This is a genomic window from Paenibacillus sp. S150 (assembly GCF_019352175.1).
Taxonomy (GTDB): Bacteria; Bacillota; Bacilli; order Paenibacillales; family Paenibacillaceae; genus Paenibacillus_AQ.
Map to the genome: position 1 here is coordinate 40318 of NZ_JACBYI010000021.1, position 22544 is coordinate 62861.

Below are 22544 nucleotides of genomic sequence, written 5' to 3' on the forward strand. Positions count from 1 at the left end.
CCTCCTGATGCATTTATTCGCCCTGGAATCCGGGTTTGATTCCCTTTAGAACTTCCTGCGCCGGAACCGGCTTCTTCATTCTGCTTTTTATCTCCTTGAAGCCTACAAAACCTTTATTCTCTTCATCCCACAGGCGGAAATGCAGCGCCTTCAGGCTCGTTCCAATCGTAATGGTGGTTGCATGCTGCAGCGGCTCCGATGCATTGTGTGCCCGCTCCAGATTGTAATTCGGCACCTTTGGACTCAAATGATGCACATGGTGGAAGCCGATGTTGCCGGTAATCCACTGCAGCAGCTTCGGCAGCTTGTAATACGAGCTTCCTTCCACTGCAGCCGAGACGTAGCTCCATTCCTCTTCATGCTCGAAGTAGGAATCCTCAAATTGATGCTGCACATAGAACAGCCAGATGCCAAGGAAGCCGGAGACGAAGACGACAGGCAGCTGCACCAAGAGAAAAGCCTGCCAGCCCATAGCCCAGATCAAACCGCCGTAAAGCGCGGCAATCGAGACATTGGTCACATAGGTGTTCATCCGTTCCTTGCGTCTTGCGCCTTTGGCATTGAAGCGGTATTGAATGAGGAAGACAGCGACCGGTCCGACCACGAACATGATCAGCGGATTGCGGTAGATCCGGTAATATAAGCGTTTCAAGGGCTTCGCAGCCATATATTCCTCTACGGTCATGATCCAGATATCGCCGATTCCCCGTTTGTCGAGATTGCTGCTTCCGGCATGGTGGATGGAATGGCTGTGCTTCCACTGGCGGTAAGGGACAAGCGTCAGCACACCTGTAATGGTGCCGAGGATATCGTTGGCTTTGCGGTTTTTGAAGAACGATCCATGACAGCAGTCATGAAAAATAATAAAGGTCCGGATCACAAACCCCGCCGCCGGAATAGCGAACAGAAGCGTAAGCCCGTAGGATACCGGCAGACTGAAGTAAGCGGCAGTCCATAAAAGCACCAGCGGAACGAGTGTATTGATTAATTGTCTGATGCTGGCATTGCGGTTGTTTTTTTCAAAGGGAGCCATGCTTTTTTTCAGGCTGGAGAGCTGGGATGTCTGGTTCGTAGTCATCTTGGTCGTTTCCTCCTCGGATGCAGTCCGGTTTGCGGATACATTCATCTATCTTCATTATAAAGAAGGAAGTGTCACCCCAGGAAGACATAAACATCAAGGAGGCAGTATGACATATGTCATATCTTTGTTGGATAAACGGCAATGAAGTGCACAATAGTTGGAACTGACTGCAACAGTGCAATCAAATGCGCCAGCATACGCTATTTCCAGGTATCCCCATTCCATTTCCGCGTGATATCCTTAAAATTCATTTAATACCTTTATTTCCATATAAGGGGGGCGGCGGTTCTGGATAGAGGAAGTACAATGAAAATTGGAGGGTGATTATTTTGTTATTCATTTGAAGCAGTTGAACCTATTGTTGGCTATAGCAGTGCAAACAATTAAATACACTAGTCACCGGCGTTTGAGCAAATAACTCCTTTTTTCACAATAGATAATTATAAAGATTACGGCAGAGGCGCTAAAAATGAAAGATTACAAAATATTTTTTAAGGAGATTAATATCATGAAAAAGATACTTCAAAAATGTTTTAGTACATTGCAGTTTCTATTTCTGTACCGGCTTTAACAACTACCATGGTATCAGCTGAAGCCGATCCTGATTGGGGGGCTCAGTTCCCGGGTATCAATGTGCCATATAACAGTTACAACGATAGTTGGAAAACGCCAATGGATTCTCGAACTATCAACAGGGATGCTGCAAATTTTTCAAACTTTGTTAAATCCGTTTTGGTTCACGAATATGGTCACATTTTTTGTCTGGATCATACTGTCCAAACATCTATCATGAATGACTCACGTGATCGGAATACAATGACAACTCCACAGCAATTCGATATTGATGAAGTGAATTCTGTCTATAACTTAGGAGGAATAAATTATGAAGCATAAATCAATTTTCATTAGTCCCGTTTGCCTAGTTGTGGTTATTGCCGGAATTTTCTTCTTCAGTTTGAACTGAACCCGCCAAGGTTTTAATATGGTATAACCTTATCTTTACAGCCTTTTTGATGGGCTTCTGATTTCAGTGACCTCACTTAGTGCGCATACACACCCTTCAGTTCGCCTGCCGGGAATTCATCTCGCGGTATTCCGTCGGCGTTTTGCCGGTGGCTTTTTTGAACACCTGTGTAAAGTAGCGCGGGTCCTGATAGCCGACAAGCGGCGCAACCTGATAGACCTTGACATTGCTGTTCTGCAGGATATATTTGGCTTTCTCCATCCGGCAGTGGGTCACGAACTCCAGGAAGGTATAGCCGGAGAGCTGCTTGAACAGCGTGCAGAAATGGCTGATGCTTAAGCCGGCTAGCTCCGATACCTCCTCAATGCTGAGATCTTTGTGGTAGTTGGCCTCAATATACCGTTTGGACTTCTCGACCACGCTCCGGCCATCCTCACGGGCAGCGGATTTATTGCTCTCCAGCATCCGCTCGCGGAATTCCGCCTTCAGTGCCGCAATCATCGAGGGGAGGGTGCCCAGCCCGTGCAGCCTGCTGAGCAGAGCCTCCAGCGGCCAGTCCGTATGCATATTCAGGTGCTCAAATTGTCTGTACAGCACAACAATCATCTCAATGATCAGTCTCTCGGCAAGCTCCTGCGGAAGGCCCTGGGCTTCAATGAAGGCGGCCATCTCGTCGAATAAGGACAGCATACGCTCAAGATCCAGAGTCCTTATACTCTCAATCAGCGCAAGCTCCAGCTGCTTCGGATACTTCACTTCCCTCCGGCCCGTCCCCGGTGTCTCCTCATCAATGAACACTCCGGCCTGCCCGGAATAAAAGCGCTGGTACAGCGCTTTGCAGGCGAGCGGGTATACGGCGCTCAATTGATCGATGCCCCGCGTGGTGCGGCTGATGCCCACGGAGCATTCCAGCTTGGAAAATCTTTTGATACCGGCGGTCAGCTGCCCGCCGAGCTCTCTTTTGCCGGCATCCCGGCTTCCCGGGAAGAGCAGAATCCACTCTCCGTTATAGAACGGAAAGACAGACAGCACGCCGTTCTCCAGCGACCACTCTTCGAGAATGTTCCGCACGGCGAACAGCCAGAGGCGTTTCTCCCCGGCACTCCACTGTGCGGTCAAGGAAGCATAATCATCCAGCCGGACGACAGCCATGAAGTAGTCGCTCTCCAGCTCGCTGTTCTCCAGCCATTTCAGATGCTGCAGCGGCCGCGGATTGCCGAGCGTGAACTCGGCGAACATCCGCTCGCGGGCCAGCATGGACAAGGTCTGCACCGAGAGCATCAGCTGCTCGTTCTCCTTTTGACGGTCCAGCTTGACCCTGGCCCGGGCCAGCATCTCCGTCAATTCCTCGTGGTCAATCGGCTTCAGCAAATAATCAAAGGCTCCCTGCCGCAGCGCCTCCCTGGCATATTCGAACTCTCCGTAGCCGCTGATGAAGATAAAGATCAGCTTGCCGCTGCGCGGCAGCACCTCCTTCATCAGCGCAATGCCGTCAAGCACCGGCATGCGGATATCGCTGATGATGATCTGCGGCGCCGTATCCTCGATCAGGCTTAGCGCCGCTTCCCCATTTCGCGCCTCGCCCACAATGCTGAGCCCCAGTTCCTCCCATGGAATGGCCACCTTCAAGCTTCGCAGAATAATCGGTTCATCGTCCACCAGCAGCACCTTGTACTTCTCCTGTGTTGCACCCATCTAAAGACCCCCCCAGGCTTATTGAATGGCCGAGCTCTGTATTAATTCCCAGTACTGCTTCGAGGCGGATTGCAGCTGCGCAAGCGCCTGGTCTCCTTGCAGGCCCCCATCGATCATTTCTTCGATGACACTCAGGAATGTTTTCTTCACTTCCGGCGACAGCAGATTGTCATAAGGCACAAAGCTTTGCCGGTTATCCTCCATCATCCCCATTACCTGGGCAAACACCGGTCCTGTGCGGCCCGGGTCAATGGCAATGCGCATGGACGGAATTCTTAAGCCTTCGTACACGATCCGTTCCTGTATCTCCCGGGTATAGAATGCCTTCATCAATTCCAGCGCCGCCTCCCGTTTGGCGCCGGCCAGGCTGGAGGACAGTCCGATCCCGATGGTGTACCCGCCTGCAATAGAAGCTTCCTTGCCGCGGGTCAGTGCCGGGAATGGAATAACCCCCACCTTGTTCTGGAAATCAGCAGGCGCCGTCTCCCCCGAGAACAGGTTAATATCCCAGTTGCCGTTCAAATACATGGCTGCCTTCCCGCCGGTGAACAGCCGGACCGCATTTTCCGGCGATAAGTCATTGGATGCCGGACTGAAAGCCTCCTCGTCAATCCATTGGCCCAGATGCCGGAAAGCCTGCTTGTAATAGCTGTTCTGAAAGCTGGACCCGTCCTTCCCGTTGACCAGCTTCATGATCAGCTCCGGACCGGCATAGCGGTCCATCAGATAATGGGCAAAAATCCCGGCAGGCCAGCGGTCTTCATTGCCCAGCGCAAAGGGAATATAGCCTCCCTGCTTCAATTGAAGGATGGCCTGATCCAATTCAGCCAGCGTCTCAGGAACCTTGATGCTCAGCCTGCTGAAGATTTCCCTGCTGAAGTACAGCGGCTCCGCATTGCCTTCGATCGGCAGCCCGTAGATATGGTTGTTGAACGTCCACAGGTGAAGATCCTTGAACTGATCCGCCAGGCCGTTCTCCCGGGCAAAATCCGTCAAATCCATCAGGCGGCTGGAGCGCACGTAAGGCTCGATCTCCGCCCCTCCGAACAGCACGAACATATCCGGCGGCGTGCCGGTCACCATTTCGCTTTTCAGCTTCTGCTCGCGGTGTATCGTCTGGTCCAGTCCCTCGAAATTCACCTTCACGTTGGGATGCTCCCGCTGATAATCCTGCACAACCTCCTCGAAAATCGCCAGCAGGGGCCGGTCATGCTCCTTAATCCAGAAATGGCGGAAGGTAAGGGTGATTTTCTCCTGTGAATTATCCTCGATCGGCTCCCTGTCGCCCTGCATAATGAAGAGAACTGCCCCTGACATCAGGAGGATGTACAGGATAATCCAGCCCCGTTGGGTCAGCCATCTTACAGCCGTCTGCTTCTTGGTCATCCGGTCCGCTCCCGTCATGGCTGAATTCTCGGAATGCGGATGCAAATCGTTGACCCGCAGCCCGGAGACGAACAGACCAGAATGCCGTAAGGATTGCCGAACCGGATATTCAGGCGTTCATGGACATTTTTCAGCCCGACGCCGCTGTCGCTGTATTTCTTCGGATTGGTCCGTTCCTTGTTCCACAGGCTCATCAGAGTGGCAAGCTCGAAGCCCGGGCCGTTGTCCTTAACGATAATGATCAGATCCTTCCCCGTCTCCTCCGCAGAGATTGTAATCACCCCATGCTCCTCCATCTGTTCAATGGCATGGTACAGCGCATTTTCAACAATCGGCTGAACAATAAGCTTCTGGGTCATCAGGCTCTTCAGCGATTCGGGAAGCTCCAGCGCATAGGAGAACTTGTCTTCAAAGCGGAATTTCTGAATATCCAGATAATGGCGGACATGCTCAAACTCCATCTGCAGCGGGATCAGCTCCTGATTCTGGCTGATGCTGATCCGCAGCAGCTTGCCCAGAGAGATGACCATTTTGCTGATATCCCTGTTTCCGGCCAGCACAGCCATCGAATTGATCGATTCGAGTGAATTATAGATAAAATGCGGGTTAATCTGCGCCATCAGCGCCTGCATCTCCGCTTCCTTCTTGCGGCCCTGCTCTGTCTGCACCTGCCCGACCAGCTCTACGATCTGTGAGCTCATCCGGTTGAAGCCGTCGATCAGCGAATCGCTCTCATCTTCGGCACGGGTCGGCAGGGTGATGGGCGTGAAGATCCCCTGCTTGACCCGCTTCATGCCGTTCACCGCACTGTTGATGCTGCGCACGAGCCTGCGCACAAAATAATGGTCGAACAAAAAAGCGGATATGAGGGAAACCGTCCCCAGGATGATCGCAATATTGCGGATTGATACGGACTCCGAGTAAATCAGATTCATCGGTGTAATCGCTGCCAAATACCAGTCCGAATTATGTGAAGGCAGGAAGGTAATCAATGATTTCTCCCCTTGGTAATTGTCGATGTAATAGTCCTGCGCTTGGGTATAGCTCTCCTGTAAAAAAGGAAAATCCGTGCGCTGCCCGATATGCTCGCCGGATTTGTTAAAGACGATATTCCCCTGCTTGTTCACCAGCAGAATATCCCCCTCCTTAAGCGTAGCGGCCTCCCAGAAAATCTGGTCCAGCAAATCCGGCTTCACATAGACCACCAGATAGCCGATATCCTCCAGCGAATAGTAATCCTTAATAATCCTGGCCTGCACCAGCACGGGCTTGCCGGAGAATTCCGAGCCGTTCTCGCCCGGACCGGACCAGACGGGACGCCCTTCGGCGCTCTCCATGGCCCCGTACCAGATCTGCCCCTGCATATCCGCGAAGGACATCGGCGCGTTGTATTGGTACAGCAGGCGGTCCTTGCCGTACAGACTGAACGAGGTAATCATCGGGTGGTTGATCAGCAGATTGTTGATCTCCTGCTTGCGGTCATACGTCAGCACAAAATCCGGCTGCTTCAGTGACTGCTGAATCGCCGGCTGCGTAATCGCCGAATTGGTAATGGATGAAATTTCACTCAGGGCGAACTTTAGCTTGCGGTCCGTCTCCAGAAGTGAAATCCAGTAGAAATTGCTGGATTTCTTCTCCATCGCATTGGAAAAATTAACATACGTAACGCTTCCCATCACAATGACGGGGATGAACACGAGAAGAATAATAGCGAACAAAATTTTGCGGCGGAGCTTCATATTTCTTTCCTTCCTCCTGCTGTCCTATGTCCTTATTATTCTTCACGGCAATCCTTATTTCCTTTAGCTCTTAATGGCACCGGAGGTCAGTCCGGCAATGACCCAGCGGCTGAAGAGCAGGAACACGACCAGCAGCGGCAGGGTTGCCGTGAAGGTGGCGGACATGATCATTCCGTAATCCAGCCCGTCGCGTGTGGTGAACAGCTGCTGGAGGGCAATCTGGATCGTATAATGCTCCTTGTTCTTCAGCACGACGAGCGGCCAGAAGAAATCATTCCACACCGTCATGAAATTCAGAATGCCGAGTGTAGCCATCGCCGGAGTAATAACCGGGATGGCAATGTTCCAGAAAATGCGGAAATGTCCCCCGCCATCAATCCGGCCCGCTTCAATCAGCTCCGTATGCACGGCTGTGGATACGTACTGGCGCATCCAGAAGATTCCGAAGGCGTTGACCATCGCCGGCACAATCAGCGCCTTGAAGCTGTCGATCCAGTGCAGCTTTGCCATAATGACATAGGTCGGCAGCACACCCAGCTGCTGCGGCACGAACAGGGTGGCAATCACGAAGTAGAACAGCACATTTTTGAACGGAAACTCATATTTGGCAAATGCATAACCGGCCAGCGTACAGAAGAACACGACCGAAACCGTCACCATCGACGATACGAACAGGGAGTTGCCCAGCGCCTGGAAGAAATCCGCTTTATCCAGCACACGCTTGAAGTTGTCCGCGAACTGGTCCCCGATGGTCAGCAGCGGCGGCACATGGAACACTGCGCCTTTGTCATTGGTACCTACCACAAACATCCAGTAAAACGGGAAGATGGACACCAGGGCGCCCAGAATCAGCAGTACATAGAACCAGAATTTGCCGAACAAGCCAAGGTCGTCCGGATTTTTTTTGAATATTCGCAAGGTGCTCACGCCTTTTTCCCTCCTGTATCTCCGCCCATGCGGCTTGAGACCAGCATATTAAGCAAGGAGAAAATAATCGTGACGAGGAACAGCAAAACGGCCGTAGCCGACGCCGTACCAAAGAATCCGTTGCGGAAGGCTTCGCTGTACAGATAGGTAACCATCGTAATTCCCTCCTGCCTTGTCGAGCCGGTTCCGGATTGGCCCAGGAATACATAAGGCTCCGTGAAAAGCTGGAGAGCGCCGATCGTTGAGAGCAGGGTTACAAAAATAATGAACGGGCGCAGGAGCGGCAGTGTAATAAAAGTAAGCTGCTGTCTTCTGCTGGCTCCGTCGATGCGGGCCGCTTCATACAAATCCATCGGTATGCTCTGCAGGCCGGAGAGGAAAATGATCGCGTTATAGCCCGTCCAGCGCCACATGACCATTGTGGAAATGGCAATTTTGACCCCCCACCAGCCGGAGTTGAAGGCCATGCTCTCCAGGCCCAGGCCGTTCAGCATCCAGTTGATCATCCCGTTGTTTCCGAACAATGTGCTGAAGACCAGCGTAACGGCAACGATTGAGGTGATATTTGGCATGAAATAGAGAATGCGGAATGTTTTTTTGAACCGGGTCATGCCGGAATGCAGCAGCACCGCCAGCAGCAGCGCCAGAATAATCTGCGGCACGGTTCCCATCAGGCCCATAATGAGCGTGTTGGTGAAGGAAATCCAAAAGGTGGGATCGCTCGTCACCAGATCATAGTTTTTCATGCCGACGAACTTCATGGGACCGAGTGCATCCCATTTGAAAAAGGATAAATAGATCGTGAAAAAGATCGGGTACAGTCCAAATATCGAGAACAGAATAAAGAAAGGAGAAATGAAGGTATATGCGGTTATGCGGCTCCGTCTTTGTTCAGTTAAAAATGGGCGTTTGCGCTCGGCATGCGGACTCGCGAGTACGGGCTCAGCCATGTTACACCTCCAGGGAATAGAACGTTTTTAAATCCGGACACACGGGGGATGCTGCCCCCATGAATCCGGACGGTCAAGACAACTCAATTGACAATCTTAGCCGCGTTCTGCCAGCGTTTTCGCCTGCTTCACAGCTTCATCCCATTCCTTGGCCGGATCGGCTTTCTTCTCCAGCACGTTTTTGAGCGCGTTCTTGAAGAAGGTGTCAGTCTGGTCATGCAGCGGACCGTAGTATACAGGCTTTACGCGGTTAGCCGATTTACCGAATTCAACCGCAGTCTGCTGGCCGCCGAAGAATTCATCCTTGAAATCCTTGAATGCAGGATCTTCGTACAGCGCAGGAACCGAAGGCATCAGACCCTTGGTCTTGAACGATTCAAGCTGGTTGTCTTTATTGACGAGCCACTGGATGAAGTCATAAGCTTCCTTGGGATGCTTGCCTTCCTTCGGCAGCGTGATGAACGATCCGCCCCAGTTGCCCGCTCCCTCAGGAAGCTGGGCGATTTTCCATTTGCCGGAGGAGTCCGGAGCATTGCTCTTGATGTTTCCGGCCATCCATGCAGGTCCCATAACCACCGCAAAGGAACCGTCGCTCATGCCCTGGCCCCACTCGGGAGACCACAGCATCACGTTGCTGATCCAGCCTTCCTGGATGCCTTTTACCGTGAAATCATAGGCTTTCTTTACCTGCGGATTGGTGTCGCCGATGAACGTGCCGTCGGCCCTGCTGAAGTAGATTTCGTCAGCCGATTGATCGCGCAGCGCATTATAGGTCAGATCCGTCAGATCAACAAACGGCTTGCCGGTTTTTTCCTTGTACGCTTTGGCTGCAGCCGCAAATTTATCCCAGGTATCAACGGCGGCTCCGAAGCCGTCAGGATCAGCCGGCAGTCCTGCCGCTTCCGCCAAATCAGCACGGTAGTACACAACTGTAGGACCGATATCCGTTGGGAGGCCGAGCTGGAAGCTGCCGTCAACCGAAGAGGCTTGCTTCCATTTCCAGTCCAGATAATTGGCTTGAATATCCTTCGCTCCATAATCGTTCAAGTTATAGAATTTATCCTGAGCGCCCAGGAAGCGTTCCATGAAACCGATTTCAAGCTGAAAAATATCAGGCGCTCCCGAACCGGCCGACAAAGCTGTCGTCAGGTTGTTGTGGTGCGCCGTCTGGTCACCGGTGTTTTGCACCTTGACGGTAACGTTCGGATGCTCTTTGGTATACTCGTTGGCCAGCTCTTCATAGTTCACGTTTCCGAGCGTCCAGAAAGAGAGCTCAATCTTGTCAGCCGGATCTGCAGCCCCTTCAGTCGCCGGAGCATTGCTGTTTTCTGCGTTGTTACCTGAATTCTCCGTGTTGTTTCCGGCGTTGTTGCTGCCTCCGCATCCTGCCAGTGAAGCGACGAGCAGGACGGCGGCTAACGACAGCGCCAGGTGCTTTGCTTTTCTCATTCCTCTGTACCCCTTTCGAAGGTTTCTCTTACAAGGTTTAGTGTACAGCAGGAAATCCGGATTTTTGAGGAGGCAAACTTCCGGTTTATGGTGGAAATACTTCTGATTTATTAGTTAGTTGATACATTTATTTTAATCTGTATAAAATCAGAAAATGAGGCTTGTCCGTGATCATCAGCCATATTAAAGAGATTATGGAGGAGTCCGGTGGGGTATATTTTATTTTTTTAGGAAATTATGAATTTCTTTTGCTGAGGATAAGTTGTGTGTATAAATTCGGGTAAGTTTAAATGCGTGGTAGTCGTGCTGAACCTGCGGGTTCTATGCTTTGCAGAAGGAAGTTCGGAATTATAGGGCTAACCGAGAATTAAGTTCACTTTTTCAACTTGGACTTCCCTCCGGGTCAGCAGGCAACCTTATACCTGAAATCCCAAACGGATGCGCTGTCCAGTCAAGGAAGGCATAGCCGGGTTGTTCTGTACATCATTTGGATTGTCGGGCCTCTTGTAACAATGTCCCGATCTCGCAGCTGGAGGCTTATTTATGCCCGCACCACATCACGGGTTATACCCAGGTATATAATTTCCACGGTTTGGCCGCATTTTTATGATGCCGCCCCTACAAATAAGAACATTAGTTCTCATTATATGCTCAATGCTCATTTTTCAGCAATGGTTTTATTTTTCATTACGCACAAAAAAAGCCCGCCGACCAATTAAGGTTGACGGGTTGTTCATAATTTCTCTTATACGGTAGATACGCGAAAAAGTCGGTTTAAACTAAAAGCTAGAATTACATAAATACAGCGCTAAACAAATTTCACTCCTGCACTAACATAACCCGCAATGACAGAAGCAACATCGAGACCTGCGGTAATATCTGCCGAAAATACTAATAGCAAACGAGTACCCGCAGTAACCGGTATTGCCAATCCTGTAGTAATTCCACTGCTGACCTCACCAATAGATATCAGCCCCGTAAGCGCTGGAGCTAAAGTGACAACCGCGCCAGGAATCGGAACAAAAGTATCATCAGGCGTAGCGGAACTGAACAGTTGAGCGGTAATGGTAGCTGTTGAACCAATCAGGGATACTGCCGCTGAAGTGCTCAAATAAGCTGCCATTGATGTTATGGTTCCGTCCTCTGGAACTGAGAAGGCGAAGTTCGTTAATCCCGTGAGATCTATTACTCCTCCCAAAATGCTGATGCCAGTGGCAGAGCTCCCAAAACCAATGATGCTTGAAGTACCGAGCAGCCCCCCCAACACAGTAGTAAGAAGAGCTGGTGTTCCGGAAGCATAGGGAATAATAGCTCCAGATCCTGTCACTCCGGTTGCTCCGGTTGCCCCTGCTACACCGGTTGCTCCGGTTGCCCCTATTGCACCCGTTGCACCTATTGGTCCAGCCGGTCCGGCTGCCCCGGCAGGCCCTGCTGGTCCAGCTGGTCCAGCCGCTCCTGTTGCGCCGGTTGCACCTGTTGCGCCTGAACCATTAGTACTGACCGCCTCAACAATCATCACTTCGTCAATAGAGATATCGGCCGTTCCCACATTAAATGGTTTGTAGATAATTAAATTGGCGAATGCTGCATTAGCTGGAGCCGGTGCTGTAACTTCATTGATGACTTGCCATGCTCTATTCGCCATATCCGGTACTGAGTTGGTAGGAAGAACTACATTTAATCCCGTTGAAATAAGGTTAAGGCTGCTGTCATAAAAACTGACGTTAATCGTGACAGGATCAGTAGGATCACTGTGGATTTTAGTAAATGATCCCATAACCAAGTAGCTGGTTCCAGGCACGGCAACCACCGTTTGGTTGATTGAAGATGTGCTCAATCCACTGAGAATTGCGCTGTAATTCCCTACTTTAGGCGCCATGGTAGATACAATAGCGTTAATTGGTGACCACGGCGCCATTGTTCCCGACTCAAAACTGCCGTTGCCAAGCAAATTCGTAAATGATGTTGGCATTTTATTCACCTCCTTTTCTATCAATATATTTGGAGGTGAGCGATATTGATAAGGATACTTCCCTCAGCAAAAACGTGGAAATATTTGTAAATAATTATTTGAGTGTAGTTGTCTACTGCATTTCTCTATCTTTTGAATATAGTAAAGTATATCAACAGGAAGGGAGGTTAAAGACAATGACAATTACCTTGGATGCCAGATCTTCACAAAACGCAAGCTTTGTTAATTCCATTGCTACTCCAATCTTAGCGGTGAATACGCCGCAACTGATTGGCCAGATCGGATTAATCACACTGGGTGCAACAACGAACGTTCGTGTTCAACTCTACGGCACAGCAGCCTTCCAGCTTCCAGTTCTACCTGTTACTACGATTGTAACTCTTACGATTGTGAGGGGAACCTTACCTACAGATCCAGTAGTCTTTTCCACCAGCGAAAGCTTAGATCTGGCTATTGTAGGCCCTCAAGTTTTGTCAGTAAATGCGGCTGATTACCTGCCTCCAGTCACACCGCAACTGACCTACACCATGTTTGCTTCCGTTAATTTACTTGGGGTCGTAAGAACTGGACCTGAATGTTTTAACGGTAGTGTGTACTCCGATTAAATTGCATCTTAGTTAACAGTTCTAAGTTCTATAAGGGGAAAAATTGCTTGGTTACATGAACACACTAAAATCCTTATAGCTTGCGGAGGTATATTTCATTATCCAAAACAAAAATCCCTGCAGACCATTACGGCCGGCAGGGATTTTAACTATTTAGTTTCTTTTCCTTCAACAAAAAACTGCTGTAATTCCAAATCAGTCACCTTTTAGCAATCTGCGTACTCCAATCAGTGGTGAAAATTATTTTGGCAGATTTGAAAAGGATGAGCAAACTGGATAACTTAGATTACATGGATCAAGCGTATTATTTCCAATTCGGACATAATCAAAAATTTTTTTTACCACTTTAAAAAATGGTTGCATTTTGCTTTGTATAAATTCAGCTCTTCTTAATGGGTTGTCCCCAATATTTCTCCATTAATTCACTGACTGAGCTTCTGAATCTAATATAAATGCAATCCTCGGAGAATCTTTGAATCCTCTTCCCGGATATACCCGTTCTTGGCGATACGCATAAAAATGATGCTGTACCGGTGACGGAGGTGGGTGCATAGCGGATTACACCTATCTCTTTGATTTCCTCCCATCTCAGCTGGTGTGTTCGCGAAAGCGAACGATAAACCACGCCATCAGAAGAAATAATGATTCTGCGGTCGCATACAAGCAAATAAAAGACACCGGCTATGATTATCATCCAGAAAACAACAATCATTATGGAGGTGTATAAACTAAAGTCAGCATTGGTGATCAATGACCATGGAGCAATTGAGAATAAGAGCAAAAATAGGGCGGTAAAAATCACTGTCGATTTCTTTACAAAAAGAAACTGTTTAATCATCATCACCTTCTTTTTATAGTATAAAGTGAGTATATTTTGTTTAAAGCATAGTGTACATAACGTCGTGGAAAACTTTCCTGAGCACAAAGAAATACCCCGCCAATATTTGCAGGGTACGGTGCTTCCGCTAGATCTATATTCATATATAGGGAATTATTTGCGTTTACAGTGCAAGCGTCAAATATACAGACCAGTGCCATCTGGATTTATCCGCTTCACACAGGTATACTATTTTTATTTCCAGCCTTTGCCCAACCAAGTCCCGGAACACCTGAATTATTATAATTTGCAAAAGGAGCACATCTTTATGCCCATCAACCGCCCATTGCTGACCGACAGCGACCTGCAGGAAGCCATTGACCGGAAACTGCCGGTCCGGGTCTTTCAGGATGATCATCTGGTGAATTCCGCGGCCACCATAGTCCGGTTCACCGATTCGGATGTTGTCATCCAGTCCCGGGTCAGCGACTTAACCTATTATTCCCGCAGCAGCTGCCAGTTTTACGAGGTTAGGCCTTAGCCGGTGAAGGAACCGGCGCGGCCGCCGCAGGCATGATGAAATGATAAAATTGTAATCACAGCAAAGTGTATAGTTTGCCTGCTAAAGAGACACTATAGAGCGGAGAATGGCCGACAGGCCAACTATAAATCTATAGTGAGGCAGGTGCTTCAATGTTCAAGCGATTTGACGAAATTGCCATTGAGATTCCCGAGGTGGAACGTCCCGATCCGAATGCGGCGGCTGCAGTTCAGGAGCTGCTGGGCGGAAAATTCGGCGAAATGTCCACACTGAACAACTACCTGTTCCAATCCTTTAATTTCCGCAGCAAAAAAAAGCTCAAGCCCTTTTATGATTTGGTGATGAGCATCACCGCCGAGGAGCTGGGCCATGTGGAACTGGTGTCCCATGCCGTGAACAAATGCCTGTGCGGGTCCACTTCCTATAAAGAGCCGGATCAGACCCCGCTTGAGCCGTTCAAAAATGCACGCAATGCATTCTTCGCCCTTGGCGGTGCCCAGGGGGCCATGCCCTTTGATTCCTTGGGCCGTCCCTGGACCGGTGAAAATGTCTTCAACAGCGGCAACCTGATTCTGGACCTGCTGCATAACTTCTTCCTGGAATGCGGAGCCCGGGCCCATAAAATGAAGGTGTATGAAATGACTGATCATCCCGCAGCCCGTGAAGTGGTCGGTTATTTGCTGGTGCGCGGAGGCGTCCATGTCGTGGCCTATGCCAAGGCACTTGAGGTGGCAACCGGTGTGGATGTCGGCAAGCTGATCCCGATCCCGTCCCTCAGCAATAAAGCCTTCAACGAAACCCGCAAATATGAATCCAAAGGGGTTCATACGAAGCTCTACACAAACAGCGACGGTGATTTCACCGCCATCAAGCAGATCTGGAAAGGGCTGCATCCCGAGGACGGGCAGCCGCTTGAGGTCATCGAGGGTTCTCCGAAGGGCTTCCCGATTGCCGAGTCGCCGGAGGTTCCGGAAGAATTCGCCCCGGGGATTTCAGAGGAAGATTTCCTCGCCATCGCCGCCCGCCTGCAGCAGGCCGCAGGCGTTCATTAACGGTGCATACTCCGCAGCATCTTTTTTCTGCGGAATACACTCTGTCAAGCAGAAACGGTTACGCCGTCCTTATAAGGGACGGGGCGTTTCAGCGAGAAATAGAAGGATCATTTAATGTGCAAAGCATATAAATTATATGTACACAAAAAAGCCGGACAAGCCGACCCGAGGGTCGTTTGTCCGGCTTCTGTCTTTGGCAACGTTGTAAGCTCCGTTTGACTGCTGCGGTTATTTCTTCATCCCGCTCTGTGCCTTCAGCTTCTCATTGAGAATATCCTGAAAGCTCTGCGATTTATCGTCTGATCTTTGCGGCTTCGGATCGGCCACGGCCTGAGGTCTGAAATATTGATGATTGAAAGCCATAAGATTATGTACTGTCATACTCATGTAAGTCAACACCTTTCCGTAGTTTTCACCAAATTTGCGCGTCTGCGCACCTTCTTATCCCTTATATACCCCGGTCTTTCCAATCCTAAACAGTTTTTTGCACAAAATGAAAACGGCTGCGCCGTCCTTAACCGGGCAGCGCAGCTGTTTTCATTTCAGGTGTAAGGCCGGCTGATGAAGCCAGGCGGGAAGCCAAGTGGAAAAGGTCTCTTCATATTCCCCCAGCCGCTTTTTCGCAAGTGTTAGCGGAAAAAAGGCTCCCTAATCGATCCGTTTCGCCCCCTTGCAGAGGAATACGCCTACATTAAGATGAACTTGAACCATTAATAAAAAGGGCAGCCATTTTAGTGGGAAAAAGTATAACTAATCCAACATATTTGGATACTGGATCATCCCTAGTGGGAAAAAGTACAACTAATTCGGATGAAATCAGCCGTATGGAGGGAGTGGGCCTCCATTAAGTGTACAAAATCCCACTAAAACCCGTTAAAGCCAGGATTCCGGCCCATTAGTGTTACTTTTTCCACTTCGCTTCCGTTCCCTATGAATCTTCTCCTTGCGTTCCATCGGCTTGTTCAGGTTCGCCGGTCAATTCATATACATTAAGTTTCTTTATTGTGTTTTTTAAAGATTACAGAACCGCCTCCCGCTTAAACAGCGGAGCGGACGGACCCGCGGAACAGCGGCCGCGGCCGCCCGGGTCTCCGGATTTTCACCGCTAAGGGGAATGAAAAAAATCCGGAGAGCACAGCGACCCAGACAACGGTCCGGTCGCGGAGCGTCCACTCCAAAAGCCTACGTATATCCTACGTAAAAACAAGGCTGGCCCAAGCAGCCATTTCATGGCTTTTGGGTTTTAAGAAATATAAAAATAACCCCCAAACCCGTAAGCGGATTGGAGGCTATGTCATGTACATTTTATAACCCTTGCTTCATTTCAACGCTGACCAGGAGGCTTCATTCAGCTGCTCCAGCTCATTGTTCACCAGCCGGAAGCCCATGGCTCCGATGTTCTCCCTGGCATGACGGGCCTTGGAGGCCCCGGGGATAGCGACCACCGTCTCCCCGTTGAAATGTATCAGCCAATTAAGCGCAATCTGTCCGGGTGTAACCCCATATTTATCCGCAAGCACGGTCAAGCTGCCAATTAAAGGCTTGCTGCGGGCCAAAGCCTTCTCATCCAGCCCCGATTGCATTCTCCGGAACCGGGAAACCACCCGGATCTGCGACGGGTCCTTGTGGAAACGTCCGGTCAGGATTCCCTGCTGGAGCGGGGAGTAGGCAATGATTGAGATGCCCAGCTCTTTGGCCGCCTCCATCGTTCCGTTCCGGTCAATTCTCCGGTCCAGCAGATTGTACTTCACTTGGTTGGAGACGAGATTCAGATCATATTGCCGGAGCAGCCGGTGCGCTTCCTTCATCTGCTTCGCCGAGTAATTGCTGACTCCGACATTGCGGATCTTGCCCGCTTTCACCAGTCCGGCCATCGCCTTCATCTCACTGGCAATCGAAGACAGGGAAAAGGGCTGATGAATCTGGTACAAATCAATATCCCTTCCGCCCAAACAGCGGATGCGCTCATCGATCGTGGACGTGATCGAGCCTGCCGTGCGGAACAGCGGCCACCACTTGGTGGCAATCAGAGGCTTGGCATGCGGACTGCCCTCCCTTTTCAACTGGTCCAGCACATAGGCCACCGCTTTCTCCGACTTGCCGCCGCCATAAATCTCCGCAGTGTCGACCCAATTCATGCCTCCTTCCAGACTCACCCGGACGATTTCCAGAATATCCGCATCCTCCAGATTGCTCCAATACCTTCCTACAATGCCTTTCCCCCTGCTGAATTGCCAGCAGCCAAGTCCAAGCGGCGATACGGCTAACGAGGATTGCCCCAAGGGGCGTAAACTGGCCTTTGCCGAGCCTGATTCCATGACTCATCCTTCTCTCAGAAATTTAGTAGGTATTCCCAGCTTAAATCTTAACCGGATGACTGTCAATTTAGCGCTGCAGGCGGGTTTCCGGCTCCCGGGACAAGCCGCATTAAACGCCCCTGAATCAACAGCGATTTGCCGTTTCTGGTGAGCTTCGTGCCCCCATCCCATAGAGTCATATAGCCCAGACTTTCGGCAACCGCCCCGACCGGAAGCATAACCTTCCCATTCATAGATCGGCGGCTGCCCACTCCGACTTTCTTGCCGGTAACGACCAATCTGACCGGCTTCAAAAAAAGTTGTGCTGCTGCTGCCCAAAAAATAACAATCAGAAATATAGACTGATATGGTATAATTACCCTGCTCTGCAGTTCAATATAGGAATTAAGTTCGGAAACACCATCATAACGGAGGGAATTCATGTTTAAAATTTTCGGTTTCTTGCTGCTGTTCCGTCTGATCGGCAACCCTTTTCTCGCGCTCATTATTCTGCTCGTTATCCTGTATTTCCTGGACCGCCGCTATGTCGGCATTCTTCCCAGCTTCACCAAGCCGTTCCGCCGGAGCCGGCAGATTTCCAGACTGCGGACTACGATTTCATTGAATCCGAACGATGTGTCGGCCAAATTCGATTTGGCAAGACTGCTGACTGAGCGCAAGCGGTACAGTGAAGCCAAGGAGCTACTTGTGCAAATCGCCGACCGTTATGAGCAATCGGCCGAATATTGGGTGGAGCTCGGCTATGCCAATCTCAAGCTGGGTCTGCTGCCTGAAGGCGAAGCGCAAATGCTGCAAGGGCTGGAAATCAACCGCAAGGCCCAGTATGGACAGCCTTATCTCCGTCTCGCGGAAACCTTCCGCAACATTGACCACGATAAGGCCCTGCATTATGTGGGCCAGTTCCAGGAGATCCAGTCCTCCTCCAGTGAAGCTTATTATCTCGCCGGCTCCATGTACAAAGCCCTTGGCAGAGACGAAGATGCCAAACGCGCTTTTGCCGAATCGACGGCCATTTACCGTTCGCTGCCCAAATACAAGAAGCGCCAGGAACGCGGCTGGGCGCTGCGCAGCTATTTTGCGAAGATGCGCTAGAGCCGCTGCTACATAGCTTAAAAACCCAAGAACCTCCGGTCTGCATGTTAATGTGCACCGGAGGTTCTTGGGTTTACTGGATTGAATTACAACCGGCAGCAGCATAGCTGCAAAAGGCCCTTAGGCTGCCGCTGCCGGCCAGAGTATGCGATATTGCTACATATCCAGCATTTTCGGTTTGCCGGCCGAGGCGGAGCCGCTGAACGGCCACCAGTTGGCCCGGCCGAACATGCGCACCATCACCGGCACGAAGAAAGGCAGGAACACCAGCGCGTAAAGGGCCAGGCCGGACAGCACCACGGTAGCAATCTGCATCATCGACAGCACCCCTGACGGATACATCGAGGCAAAGGTTCCGCCGAGAATGATAACCGCAGACAGGATTACCGTACCCATATTGCGCATTGCGTGCAGGATGGCTTCACGCACATCCCAGGTTTTATTCTCGTTGAAGCGGGCCATCAGAAAGATGCTGTAGTCCACCCCAAGCGCAATCAGCATCACAAAGCTGAAGAACGGCGTCGTCCAGGTAATCCCCGAATAACCCAGCAAATGCACGAAGATCGCCTCGGTAACCCCAAGCGCGGTGAAGTATGTGATCACCAGGGAAACAATCAGATACAGCGGCATAATCACTGAACGCAGCAGGAGTACCAGGATAATGAAAATACCGCCCAGCATCAGGATAACAGTCCGCGTGTAGTCTTCATTGGATATTTTCTGCAAATCGCTGTAGGTGCTGGTCACCCCGCTGATCGCCGATTCGGCGTTCTCCAGCTTCGTGCCTTTGACGGCGCGGTCTACCGCCGCCTGGATATCCTCCATGCTGTCAATCGCCTTCGCGCTGTACGGATTGGCAGCGAACACCACATCCAGAGTCATCACCTTGCGGTCAGCGGACAGGTAATTATCGAATATCTGCTGAATGCCGCCCTCTTCCAGCGCTTCCGCAGGCACGAAGAATCCGCTCAGCTCATCATCCTTCGCATTCTGAATCTGTATGAGATAATCCTGCGCGGAAGCGAGTCCGCCCGTAATCTGCTTCAGGCCGTCCGCACTGCCGCTTAGACCATCGGTCAGCTGGCCGATTTGACCCGTCAGCTGGCCGAAGCCGTCTGCCAGCTGCTGCTGTCCGCCCTGCAGCTCATCGAGTCCGCCGGAAATGAACGGAATCCGGTCAACAATCTGGCCTTGCCCCGCTGCCGCCTGGTTCAGCCCGGCTTGCAGCTGGCCGATGCCGGCCACCAGCTTGTCGAGGCCCTGCGCCAGCGCGGCCTGCCCGGCTGCCGCTTTCGCATAGCCGGCATTGGCCTCTGTAAGGCCCGCTGCCGCGCCTTGCAGCTGCCCGGAAATCTGGCCCAGCCCTCCGGCGAGCTGCGCTGCTCCCTCAGCACTCTGCGCTACTGTGCCCTTGATCGCCTGGTAGTCCACCTCCTGCAGCAGATCAGGATGAGAGGCTTCCAGTCCGGTGAAGGAAGCATCCAGACCGCCCAGTGCGTGCTACCCCTTGAAGCTGGGTCTGCAGCTCACCGAGGCCTCCATCCAGCGCGGCCAGTCCTGCGCCAATTTTCTTGTAGCCTTCCAGCAGCGCTGCATTGGCATCGGCGAGCTGCCCCGCGCTCGCCGCCGCTTGGGCGAGCCCGGCTTTGATCTCTCCGGCTCCGGAAGAGCCGCTCTTGATGCCGTTCTCGATGCGCGACAGCCCGTCACCCAGGGCATCAATGCCCTTTTTCAGCTCAGCAGTGCCCTCTGTCAGCTTTGTGCTGCCCGACACGGCTTCATCCAGCTTCGGCTCATTGTCACTGAGCTGCCGGCTGGCTTCCTCAAGACCCGATTGTATCTTGGCCAGCCCTTCATTGCTTTGGCTGAGGCCGCCGGTGAGCGCGGCCATCTGAGTCGGAATCAGGAAGTCATTGATCTGCTCCCCGGCCGGGCGCGACATGCTGCGCACCGATTTGACACCGTCCACCTTTTCCAGCTCACGGCTGATTTTCTCCGCAAGGCCCATATACTCCGGGGTATCCATGCGGTCATCATTCCTGATGACAATCTGACCGGGCATGGATTCACCGGGACCGAAGCTTTCGGAAATAATGTTGAAGCCTTTCACCGAGGCGTAATTGGAGCCAATTTCATCCATGCTGTTGAAGGACAGCTTCCCGCTGTAGGTCAGCAGGAACGGCACTACGATTACCGCAGCAATCAGCAGCGCCGCCCAAGGTCTTTTCAGGGAAAAGGAGCCCGCCGCGCCCCAAACCCGGCTCTCGCTATGCTCAAGCTTGCTGCTTGACGGCCAGAACAGCTTTTTGCCCAGCACCGCCATGAAGAAAGGAACAACGGTTACGAGCGCCAGCAGCATTACAGCAATGCCAACCGCCACCGCCACCGCCGAACGGTAGAGCACAAATTTGGACAATCCAATCGCCAGGAAGCCAACAAATACGGCAAGCCCGGAATAAAATACGGTGCCGCCCGCCTTGCGGTAGGTAGAGATAATGGCACTTGTGGTATCCTCAGCGGAGGCCAGCTCCTCCTTGAACCGGCTGATCAGCAGGATGCAGTAATCCGTCCCGATCCCGAACATTACGGCCACCATGAAAATTTGCGTAAAGGTTGATAAAGGAAAGTCGAAGCGGTCCACCAGGAACGCCACCACGGATTGTGACACAATATAGCTGAGCCCCACTGTCAGCAGCGGTACAAATGGCGCCACGAACGAACGGAACACAACGAACAAAATCAGCAAAATAAAAATAACGGTAATGTATTCCGATTTCTTCAGTCCGGCTTCGGAGCTGACAATCGTATCTTCGGTAATCAGCCCTTCACTGGTCAGATAATGATCGGCACTGACACCGCCCAGCAGTTCCTCCACCTTGCCCGGCAGCTGTTTGACCGCTTCATCCCCGCCATTCACCATCAACGCCGCCATGATGGTCTTGCCGTCCTTCGCAATCAGGGTGTCCTTCAATTCCGTCTGTGAAAAAGGATCGGTAATGGAGTCTATCTTCAGTGTGTCTTTCTGCGCGGCAAGCTTCTCGATTCCCTGCCTGATGCTCTCGGTGTCTTCGGCGGCCAGACCGCCCGGCTTGTTGAACACCAGTGCCACCTGATGCAGCGTTTCCCCGCCATTGGAAGCGGCCGCCTCCTTCATTATTTCGGAAGCCCGGGTAGAGGTATAGCCGTCCGGAACGGAAATTTGCCCCTTTTCGCGCACCAGACCGGACATCCCCGGAGCGGTCATGAATAAGACGGCCGCTGCGGCGAGCCACACGGCAATCATGGCCCATTTTGCTTTAAGTATGGTCTTCAATGGCTTTGACCTCCTCTTTCCTGCATTAAAAATGCCAGCTTCTCAAACATCGTGATGAAGTTCTCGATATCCTGCTTAGCAAAGTGGGAAAAATAAGGAGAAATAACCTCCTGCACCTGTTTCTCAGCTGTATAATAAGTGCTTCTGCCCTTCTCGGTGAGTGACAAATAGACTTGGCGGCGGTCATTCTCGTCCCGCGTCCGGTCAATAAACCCGGCTTCTACCAGCCTGCTGATAATCGCAGTAATGGAGCTCTTCCCCACAGCTACTGCCTCTGCCAAAAAAGTGGAAGTACACAGGTCCTGGCTGTTGATCAGCCGCAGGATGAGAAATTGGTCATTGGTCAGGCCTTCTGCCATATTGTCCCTGATCTGCGCATTGATCTGCCTGGTCACCGCCATGTACGCATCCACATAGCGGTTCATCCAATGCTTCGCCTCTTCCTTCAAGGTTATAACCTCCTCACTGCAATAATAGTTCGTCTGTAGAATAGTTTCGCAGTAAAACTATATGGCGCGCCGACTCAAAAGTCAAACTTTTCATTTTGTCCACACAGCCGCAGGCTATTTAGCAGATGAATTTTCGTCCTGACAAAAAAAGACGTCTCGGCAGCCAGTATTACAGCTGTTTGAGACGCCCGGCG

17 protein-coding genes and 1 pseudogene are annotated in these 22544 nt (G+C 51.2%); 5 read left to right on the forward strand and 13 right to left on the reverse strand.

The window, feature by feature from the left end:
• Positions 1-13: 13 nt before the first annotated feature.
• Entirely contained in the window at positions 14-1078 is a 1065-nt protein-coding gene (desA, locus tag HYD27_RS18580) for a Delta(5) desaturase DesA (protein ID WP_219217641.1), read from the reverse strand.
• 675 nt (positions 1079-1753) lie between these two features.
• Here desA and HYD27_RS32945 point away from each other — a divergent pair.
• Positions 1754-1975, forward strand: a complete 222-nt coding sequence (locus HYD27_RS32945; RefSeq protein WP_375373930.1) for a matrixin family metalloprotease — start codon at positions 1754-1756, stop codon at positions 1973-1975.
• Between the two features lie 166 nt (positions 1976-2141).
• Here HYD27_RS32945 and HYD27_RS18590 read toward each other — a convergent pair whose 3' ends face one another.
• The 7 genes from HYD27_RS18590 to HYD27_RS18620 form a co-directional block, all read right to left on the reverse strand.
• Positions 2142-3740, reverse strand: a complete 1599-nt coding sequence (locus tag HYD27_RS18590; RefSeq protein WP_219217648.1) for a response regulator — start codon at positions 3738-3740, stop codon at positions 2142-2144.
• 18 nt (positions 3741-3758) lie between these two features.
• Positions 3759-5126, reverse strand: a complete 1368-nt coding sequence (locus tag HYD27_RS18595) for an ABC transporter substrate-binding protein (protein ID WP_219217651.1) — start codon at positions 5124-5126, stop codon at positions 3759-3761.
• Positions 5127-5140: 14 nt separating this feature from the next.
• Positions 5141-6865: a sensor histidine kinase gene (locus tag HYD27_RS18600; protein ID WP_219217655.1), complete on the reverse strand. Its 1725-nt coding sequence runs from the start codon at positions 6863-6865 to the stop codon at positions 5141-5143.
• Between the two features lie 63 nt (positions 6866-6928).
• Positions 6929-7792, reverse strand: coding sequence for a carbohydrate ABC transporter permease (locus HYD27_RS18605; RefSeq protein WP_219217656.1), 864 nt, complete (start codon positions 7790-7792; stop codon positions 6929-6931).
• A complete protein-coding gene (locus tag HYD27_RS18610) occupies positions 7789-8742 on the reverse strand; it encodes a carbohydrate ABC transporter permease (protein WP_219217657.1) in 954 nt (317 codons plus the stop codon). Before HYD27_RS18610 ends, HYD27_RS18605 begins: the two co-directional genes overlap by 4 nt.
• Before the next feature lie 96 nt (positions 8743-8838).
• Entirely contained in the window at positions 8839-10191 is a 1353-nt protein-coding gene (locus HYD27_RS18615; RefSeq protein ID WP_219217658.1) for an extracellular solute-binding protein, read from the reverse strand.
• Between the two features lie 808 nt (positions 10192-10999).
• Positions 11000-12163 carry an NTTRR-F1 domain gene (locus HYD27_RS18620; RefSeq protein WP_219217659.1) on the reverse strand — a complete coding sequence of 388 codons (1164 nt, stop codon included), beginning with the start codon at positions 12161-12163 and terminating at the stop codon, positions 11000-11002.
• 176 nt (positions 12164-12339) lie between these two features.
• Here HYD27_RS18620 and HYD27_RS18625 point away from each other — a divergent pair, with 176 nt between their 5' ends.
• From HYD27_RS18625 to HYD27_RS18635, 3 genes are all read left to right on the forward strand, one after another.
• Positions 12340-12768, forward strand: coding sequence for a hypothetical protein (locus HYD27_RS18625; RefSeq protein ID WP_219217660.1), 429 nt, complete (start codon positions 12340-12342; stop codon positions 12766-12768).
• A gap of 1145 nt (positions 12769-13913) precedes the next feature.
• On the forward strand, positions 13914-14126 hold the full coding sequence (locus tag HYD27_RS18630) for a hypothetical protein (RefSeq protein ID WP_219217661.1): 213 nt from the start codon (positions 13914-13916) through the stop codon (positions 14124-14126).
• Between the two features lie 152 nt (positions 14127-14278).
• Positions 14279-15178 carry a manganese catalase family protein gene (locus HYD27_RS18635; RefSeq protein ID WP_219217662.1) on the forward strand — a complete coding sequence of 300 codons (900 nt, stop codon included), beginning with the start codon at positions 14279-14281 and terminating at the stop codon, positions 15176-15178.
• Between the two features lie 228 nt (positions 15179-15406).
• On the opposite strand, the gene HYD27_RS18640 is transcribed toward HYD27_RS18635, so the two are convergent.
• The 3 genes from HYD27_RS18640 to HYD27_RS18650 form a co-directional block, all read right to left on the reverse strand.
• On the reverse strand, positions 15407-15565 hold the full coding sequence (locus HYD27_RS18640; RefSeq protein ID WP_219217663.1) for a hypothetical protein: 159 nt from the start codon (positions 15563-15565) through the stop codon (positions 15407-15409).
• Positions 15566-16497: 932 nt separating this feature from the next.
• Positions 16498-17496, reverse strand: coding sequence for an aldo/keto reductase (locus HYD27_RS18645; protein WP_219217665.1), 999 nt, complete (start codon positions 17494-17496; stop codon positions 16498-16500).
• Positions 17497-17558: 62 nt separating this feature from the next.
• The gene (locus HYD27_RS18650) at positions 17559-17789 is read right to left on the reverse strand and encodes a stalk domain-containing protein (RefSeq protein WP_219217667.1); all 231 of its coding nucleotides are present in this window, start codon (positions 17787-17789) and stop codon (positions 17559-17561) included.
• Between the two features lie 127 nt (positions 17790-17916).
• Here HYD27_RS18650 and HYD27_RS18655 point away from each other — a divergent pair, with 127 nt between their 5' ends.
• The gene (locus HYD27_RS18655; RefSeq protein WP_219217669.1) at positions 17917-18588 is read left to right on the forward strand and encodes a tetratricopeptide repeat protein; all 672 of its coding nucleotides are present in this window, start codon (positions 17917-17919) and stop codon (positions 18586-18588) included.
• A 156-nt stretch (positions 18589-18744) separates the two neighbouring features.
• Here the strand turns inward: HYD27_RS18655 and HYD27_RS18660 are convergent.
• Positions 18745-21901, reverse strand: a pseudogene (locus HYD27_RS18660) (MMPL family transporter).
• Positions 21898-22350 (reverse strand): MarR family winged helix-turn-helix transcriptional regulator, encoded by a 453-nt coding sequence (locus tag HYD27_RS18665; protein WP_219217670.1) that lies wholly within the window; start codon positions 22348-22350, stop codon positions 21898-21900. Before HYD27_RS18665 ends, HYD27_RS18660 begins: the two are co-directional and overlap by 4 nt.
• Positions 22351-22544: the final 194 nt, after the last annotated feature.

Coding starts and splice junctions, on each gene's coding strand:
- HYD27_RS18595 (WP_219217651.1), bottom strand. CDS start 5,126: ATGACCAAGAAGCAGACGGCTGTAAGATGGCTGACCCAACGGGGCTGG.
- HYD27_RS18620 (WP_219217659.1), bottom strand. CDS start 12,163: ATGCCAACATCATTTACGAATTTGCTTGGCAACGGCAGTTTTGAGTCG.
- HYD27_RS18630 (WP_219217661.1), top strand. CDS start 13,914: ATGCCCATCAACCGCCCATTGCTGACCGACAGCGACCTGCAGGAAGCC.
- HYD27_RS32945 (WP_375373930.1), top strand. CDS start 1,754: ATGGATTCTCGAACTATCAACAGGGATGCTGCAAATTTTTCAAACTTT.
- HYD27_RS18600 (WP_219217655.1), bottom strand. CDS start 6,865: ATGAAGCTCCGCCGCAAAATTTTGTTCGCTATTATTCTTCTCGTGTTC.
- HYD27_RS18635 (WP_219217662.1), top strand. CDS start 14,279: ATGTTCAAGCGATTTGACGAAATTGCCATTGAGATTCCCGAGGTGGAA.
- HYD27_RS18645 (WP_219217665.1), bottom strand. CDS start 17,496: ATGGAATCAGGCTCGGCAAAGGCCAGTTTACGCCCCTTGGGGCAATCC.
- HYD27_RS18625 (WP_219217660.1), top strand. CDS start 12,340: ATGACAATTACCTTGGATGCCAGATCTTCACAAAACGCAAGCTTTGTT.
- HYD27_RS18615 (WP_219217658.1), bottom strand. CDS start 10,191: ATGAGAAAAGCAAAGCACCTGGCGCTGTCGTTAGCCGCCGTCCTGCTC.
- HYD27_RS18610 (WP_219217657.1), bottom strand. CDS start 8,742: ATGGCTGAGCCCGTACTCGCGAGTCCGCATGCCGAGCGCAAACGCCCA.
- HYD27_RS18640 (WP_219217663.1), bottom strand. CDS start 15,565: ATGAGTATGACAGTACATAATCTTATGGCTTTCAATCATCAATATTTC.
- HYD27_RS18655 (WP_219217669.1), top strand. CDS start 17,917: ATGTTTAAAATTTTCGGTTTCTTGCTGCTGTTCCGTCTGATCGGCAAC.
- desA (WP_219217641.1), bottom strand. CDS start 1,078: ATGACTACGAACCAGACATCCCAGCTCTCCAGCCTGAAAAAAAGCATG.
- HYD27_RS18590 (WP_219217648.1), bottom strand. CDS start 3,740: ATGGGTGCAACACAGGAGAAGTACAAGGTGCTGCTGGTGGACGATGAA.